Annotated in this window: 4 protein-coding genes; 2 read left to right on the forward strand and 2 right to left on the reverse strand. The window is 72.6% G+C overall.

Translation table 11 applies throughout. The features are described 5' to 3' along the window. Positions 1-26: 26 nt before the first annotated feature. A complete protein-coding gene (locus H5J30_RS13685) occupies positions 27-659 on the reverse strand; it encodes a dihydrofolate reductase family protein (protein WP_181787708.1) in 633 nt (210 codons plus the stop codon). A 261-nt stretch (positions 660-920) separates the two neighbouring features. Between H5J30_RS13685 and H5J30_RS13690 the strand changes: the two genes are divergently transcribed. Both H5J30_RS13690 and H5J30_RS13695 read left to right on the forward strand, forming a co-directional pair. Further along, a complete protein-coding gene (locus H5J30_RS13690) occupies positions 921-5,507 on the forward strand; it encodes an RHS repeat-associated core domain-containing protein (RefSeq protein ID WP_181787709.1) in 4,587 nt (1,528 codons plus the stop codon). Further along, positions 5,504-5,950, forward strand: a complete 447-nt coding sequence (locus H5J30_RS13695; RefSeq protein WP_309505522.1) for a hypothetical protein — start codon at positions 5,504-5,506, stop codon at positions 5,948-5,950. Before H5J30_RS13690 ends, H5J30_RS13695 begins: the two co-directional genes overlap by 4 nt. Before the next feature lie 27 nt (positions 5,951-5,977). On the opposite strand, the gene H5J30_RS13700 is transcribed toward H5J30_RS13695, so the two are convergent. Beyond that, on the reverse strand, positions 5,978-6,472 hold a 495-nt coding region (locus H5J30_RS13700; RefSeq protein ID WP_181787711.1), incomplete at its 5' end, for an MMPL family transporter.

Below are 6,472 nucleotides of genomic sequence, written 5' to 3' on the forward strand. Positions count from 1 at the left end.
GGCGGTCGGGGACGGCGGGTCCGCGGCTACGAGTCGCGGCCCGGGCCGACGTTCTCACCCGCGTACTCCGGGCGCCCGGTCGGCCGGTAAACCTGTGCCGTGATACCACCCGGGAAGGCCCGGTGCTCGACCAGGTCGAGCGCCGCGTCCGGCCCCTCGGCGGGAAACATCCGCCGGCCCTGGCCGACGACCACCGGGTAGGTCAGCAGGGTGATCTCGTCGACCAGGCCGTTCGCGAGGAGGCAGCGCAGGAGCTTGCCGCTGCCGTGCACCTGCACCTCGCCGTCGCCGCCGGCCTTCAGCTCCCGTACGGCCTGCACGGGGTCGCCGTCCAGGACGCGGGTGCCCGCCCACCGCGGGTCGGTGAGCGTGCTCGACACCACGTACTTGGGCTGCCGGTTCAGGGGCCCGCCGATGGGATTGTCCTCGGGGTTGGGCAGGACGCCCCAGGAGCCGGCGAAGACCTCGTAGGTCCAGCGGCCGAAGAGGAAGGCGTCGGCGCGCCCGTACACCTCGCCGAGGTAGGTCTCGGCCTCCGGCTCGAACAGCGGCAGCGCCCAGCCGCCCCGCTCGAACCCGCCCCTGCGGTCCTCGTCGGACCGGCCGAGGCCCTGCATCACTCCGTCGACGGAGACGTTGGTGACGGTCGTCAGCTTCATCGTCGTTCCCTTCTCCGGACACCCCGCGCGGGCGCCCTCTCACCTCTTCCACGAACGCCGCCGCCCGGATCCGACACCGATCCCGTCGTGGTCTGCCGAAAGTGACGCTACCTGCGCGATCACCACTCTCCGCGCAGGTACGGGCGCGGGGCGAAACACCCGCCGTGTCGGCGATCTCCGCCTGCACACGACCGGTGTACCGTCGTTGAGAGGCTCGCTGCCCACAACACGGCGGTGGCCACGGGGGGTTGGTGAGTACGCATGGGGAATCGCCCGACGGACTGGCATGTCCTGGATCTGGACAACGACCCGACGCCGGGGGATCCCGAGCGGGTCAAGCAGCTCGCCCGGGAGCTGCACGACTTCGCCGACGACGTGGCGGATGCGCTGCGGCAGATCAAGGGCATGGCCGGTGAGGATGCCCTCCTTCGCTGGGCGGGGAAGACGGCGAAGGCGTTCCAGGACGAGTTCGAGGAAGTCCCCAAGAACCTCAAGAAGCTCCAGCGCTCCTACGACCTGGCGGGCGACGCGCTCGCCGCGTACTGGCCGAAGCTGGAGCGCGCCCAGTCGTTGGCCGACAAGGCGCTCGCCAGGGGCCGCGAGGCCCAGAGCGACCTGACCGCCGCCAACGGCCGCCTGGACTCGGCCAACTCGTGGGTGGATCGGGCGACGAAGAAGAGTGAGGAGTACGACGAGAAGGAGGGCAAGGAGAAGCCCGACGAGTCGGAGGTACGGGCCGCCACCCGCAACGCCACCGACGCCAAGTCCGCCCGCACCAGCGCGCAGACAGCGGTCGACAACGCGCAAGGCGGCCTCGAAGCCGCCAAGAAGATGGCCGCCGACGCCAAGAAGATGCGCGAGGACGCCGCCTCCGAAGCCAAGGACAAGCTGGAGGACGCCTCCGACGCCGGGATCCAGAACCGCAAGTGGTGGGAGAAGGCGGTCGACTGGGTCAAGGACAACTGGGACACCATCGTCACCGTCTGCAAAGTCATCGTCGCCGTCCTCGGCATCGTCGTCCTCATCATCGGCGGACCGCTGGCCTGGGTCGTCCTCGCCGCCGCCCTCGTCGTCCTCGCCGACACCCTCGTGAAATACATGAACGGCGAAGCCTCACTCTGGGACGTCGCCTTCGCCGCCCTCGACTGCATCCCCGGCATGAAAGGACTCACCACCCTCGGCGGCCTGGCCAAGGGACTCAAGGGCGGGCTCAACGCCCTCAAGGGTCTGAAGTCCATGAAGTCCGCCGTCCTCGGCCTCGCCAAGCGCGGCGGCGACATGCTCGCCAACGGCGCGAAGGGCGCGTACAACCGCCTCAAGAACGTCATCCGCGGCTGCGGCGACCCCGTCGACATGGCGACGGGCAAGATGTTCCTGACGCAGACCGACGTCGAGCTGCCGGGCGCGCTGCCGCTGGTGTTCACCCGCCGGGCGGAGTCGGGCTACCTCGCCGGCCGCTGGTTCGGCCCCGCCTGGACCTCCACCGCCGACCAGCGGGTGGAGACGGAGGACGACGGCGTCGTCTTCGTCTCGGAGGACGGCCTGCTGCTGAAGTACCCGCATCCCTCCCGCACCGACGACGACGTCCTGCCCGAGGAGGGGCCCCGCTGGCCGCTGCGGCGCCTCGAAGGCGGCGGCTACCTCGTCACCGACCCCGGCAGCGGCCGCACCCGCCGCTTCGCCCCGCCGGCGGACCACGACGTGCTCGGCACCGGCGTCGCCCGTATCGAGCAGGTGTCGGACCGCGACGGCCACACCCTCGACTTCGACTACGGCGAGGACGGCGCCCCGGCCGGCATCCGCCACTCCGGCGGCTACCACCTCAAGGTCACCACCGCCGGGGACCGCATCACCGCCCTGTCCGTCGCGCGCGCAGGCGACGACGGCACCGACGTCACCGTCAAGAGCTTCGCCTACGACGAGGACGGCAACCTCGCCGAGGACGTCAACTCCTCCGGCCTGCCGCTGGTCTTCACCTACGACGAGCGGCTGCGCATCACCTCCTGGACCGACCGCAACAGCCGCCGCTACACCTACACGTACGACGAGCACGACCGCTGCGTCGCTCAGCGCGGCGAGTCCGGCGTCCTCGCCCTCGTCCTCGCCTACGACGGCGCCGACCCCGCGTGGCCGGGCGCGCGCGTCACCACGCTCACCACCCCCGAGGGCGCCACCACGCGCTTCGTCATCAACGAGAACTCCCAGGTCGTCGCCGAGATCGACGCGGTCGGGGCGGTGTCGCGCACCGAGTACGACGCCCACCACCACCTCGTCTCCGAGACCGACGCCCTCGGCCACACCACCCGCTACACCAACGACCCGGGCGGCCGGCCGGTGCTGGTGGCCCACCCGGACGGCACCGAGTCGGAGCTGGCGTACTCCGGCCTGGGCCGGCTCACCTCGCTGCGGCTCACCGACGGCGCCGCCTGGTCCTGGGAGTACGACCCGGAGGGCCGGTGCACGTCGGTCACCGACCCGGCCGGAGCCGTCACGCGCTACGAGTACGACGAGTTCGGGCACCTCGCCGGGATCACCGATCCGCTGGGCCAGGCGACGAGCGTGAAGTGCGACGCCGCGGGTCTGCCGCTGACCATCGCCACCTCCGCCGGCCACCGCATCGTCCGGCGCCACGACGCCTTCGGCCGGGTGCGTGAGGTGGTCGACCAGCACGGCGCCGTCACCCGGCTGCGGTGGACGGTGGAGGGCAGGCTCGCCGGCCGCGTCGGGCCGGACGGCGCGCGGGAGACCTGGGAGTACGACGGCGAGGGCAACTGCACCGGCCACCGCGACGCGCAGGGCGGCGCCACGCGCTACGAGTACACCCACTTCGACCTCCTCGCCGCGCGCAGCAACCCCGACGGGGCGACGTACCGGTACAGCTACGACCCGTTGCTGCGGCTGACCGCGGTGGCCGACCCGGAGGGCCGGGAGTGGACGTACGAGTACGACCCGGCCGGCAACCTCACCGCCGAGACCGACTTCCACGGCGTCCGCATCGCCTACGGCCACGACGCCGCGGGCCGGATGTCCTCGCGGACCAACCCGCTCGGCCAGACCGTGGAGTTCGAGCGCGACTGGACCGGCCGGATCGTGGCCAAGCGCGTCGACGGCGCCGCCACCACGTTCGAGCACGACCCGCTGGGCAGGCTGCTCCGCGCCACCGCACCCGGCTGCGACCTGCGGCGCACCCATGACGTACTCGGCCGACTGACCGCCGAGACGGTCAACGGCCGCACGCTCACCCTCGCCCACGACGCCGTCGGCCGGCCCACGGAGCGCGTGACGCCCGGCGGCCGGCGTACCCGCTACGGCTACGACGAGACCGGGCAGCGCACCGCGGTGGACTTCGCCGGCCACGCCCTCCGCTCGGCGTTCGACGCCGCGGGCCGGGAGACGACGCGGGCCGTCGACGACTCCCTCCTCCTCGACAACGCCTGGGACGCGGCGGGCCGTCTCGGCGGGCAGCGGGTGCGCACGCCCGCGGACGAGGTGCTGCGGCGCCGGTACGACTACCGGGGCGACGGCCACCTCGTCGCCGTGGAGGACGGCGACGGCGGCTCCCGCCGCTTCCGGCTCGACCCCGTCGGCCGGGTCACCGGCGTCGAGGCGGCCGGCTGGCGCGAGGAGTACGCGTACGACGCCGCCGGCAACCAGACGCGGGCGTCCTGGCCCGAGCAGGGGGACCCCGACGCCCTGGGGGCGCGTGAGCTGGCCGGCGGCCGGCTCGTCGGCGCGGGCCGGATCCGCTACACGTACGACGCCGCCGGACGCGTCACCGTACGCAGCAGGACGCGGCTCTCGCGCAAGCCGGAGGTCTGGCACTACGCGTGGGACGCCGAGGACCGGATCACCGCCGTCACCACCCCCGACGGCACCGTCTGGCGCTACCTCTACGACCCGTTCGGCCGCCGCCTCGCCAAGCGGCGGATGACGCCCGACGGTTCCGGGGTGGCGGAGGAGATCCTCTTCACCTGGGACGAGAACACCCTGGTGGAGCAGACCACGGTGACCGCGGGCCGGCCCCATCACACCACCCTGACCTGGGAGTACGACGGGCTTCAGCCCGTCGCGCAGGCGGAGCGGCTGACGGACGCCGCCACGCAGGAGGAGATCGACTCCCGCTTCTTCGCCATCGTCACCGACCTCGTCGGGGCACCGACCGAACTGGTCGATCCGCGCGGGGAGATCGCCTGGCAGGCCCGGCGCACCGTCTGGGGCCGCACCAGCTGGCCGGCCGGCTCCGCCGGCTACACGCCGCTGCGCTTCCCGGGTCAGTACTTCGACCCGGAGACGGGTCTGCACTACAACTGCCAGCGCTACTACGACCCGGACACCGCGCGCTACGCGAGCCCCGACCCCCTCGGGCTGACCCCGGCGCCCAACCCGTACGCGTACGTCCACAACCCGCACACGTGGTTCGACCCGCTGGGCCTCACCCCCTGCTTCATCGGCCCGCTCGACCACGTCGCCCTCGGCCGCAGCACCCGCGGCGGCCTCCAGGTCCAGGACTTCGCCGACGTGGTGCAGGCCCGGCACTTCATGGACCCGGCGTTCGCCGCCACCTGGCAGGACGAGGTGGTCAACGCGATCGCCCGGGTGGGCCGCGGCGAGGGCCGCATCTCCTTCATGCTCGACGGCCTGCCCGCCGCGGGCGGCGGCCCGGCCCGCGCGCTGAACAGGGCGCTGAACGACGCGGGCGGGCTCCACCTGGCGGACGACGCGTTCGCCAGCGGGCGCATCTTCGCCACCCAGTGGGAACTGATCCAGGTCCACAAGGCCGGCCTTATGGATAAGGTCGACTTCTACCGCTGGAACAAGAAGTTCGACGAATGGAGGCCCGTTACGTGACGACGGAACGGCGGGAAGAAGCGGAGCCCGACTTCCGGGACGACCGTCACTTCGGGCTGCTGGTCTACCGGCCCAACTACCCGTGCGCGGTCTTCCGCGGCACCCCGCCGCTGGAGGACCTGGACGTGGACGACACCCTCGTCGTACGGGACATCCTCTTCTCCGACCTGTGGCGGATCTCCAGCTGGAACGACCTCGGCCCCGTCCACCTGCGCAGGGCCGCGCCGCCGGAGCGGGAGACGCTGGCCGGGCGGCTCGGGGAGATCCGCCCGGGGCACGGGATCTACCTGCTGGAGGCCGGCTCGTTGGAGACGTACGTCATCGCCGGCGGCGTCACCTGGGCCGACTACGAGCTGGAGTCGCCCCTCCAGGACAGCCCGCTGCTCGCCCGCGCCGCGGACCGGCGCCCCCCGGTCGACGGAGTCGTCCGCTACGGGCGCTGACGGAGCCGCAGGTGCCCGCGGCGCCGCCTACCGCAGCGGTGGGCGGGCGGGCCACCAGGTCTTCTCGCCGAGGAGTACGACTACGGCGGGGATCAGCAGGGAGCGTACGAGGAGCGTGTCGATCAGGACGCCGACGGCGACCGCGATGCCGACCTCGGCGACCGTGACGTCCGGGATCTGGCCCAGCGCGGCGAACGTGCCGGCCAGCACGAGCCCCGCTGCGGTGATGACGCCGCCGGTGGCGGTGAGGCCGCGGCGGACGGCCTCCGCGGTGGGGGCGCGGCGGCGCTCCTCGCGTACCCGCTCCATCAGGAAAATCGTGTAGTCGACGCCCAGGGCGACGAGGAAGACGAAGATGTACACGAACAGGTCCGCGGCCACGCCCCCGAAGCCCATCACGTGGTCGAAGACCAGGGCGGCCAGGCCCAGCGAGGCGGCGAACGACAGGACGGTGGCCGCCATCAGCACCAGCGGGGCGACCAGGGAGCGCAGCAGCAGGGTGAGGATGACGGCGACGGCGAA

Origin of the sequence: Streptomyces phytophilus (genome assembly GCF_013870535.1) — a bacterium.
Classification (GTDB): domain Bacteria; phylum Actinomycetota; class Actinomycetes; order Streptomycetales; family Streptomycetaceae; genus Streptomyces; species Streptomyces phytophilus.

Bases quoted from the DNA above. Each gene is read 5' to 3' on its own strand.
- H5J30_RS13685 (WP_181787708.1), bottom strand. From the start codon at position 659: ATGAAGCTGACGACCGTCACCAACGTCTCCGTCGACGGAGTGATGCAG.
- H5J30_RS13690 (WP_181787709.1), top strand. From the start codon at position 921: ATGGGGAATCGCCCGACGGACTGGCATGTCCTGGATCTGGACAACGAC.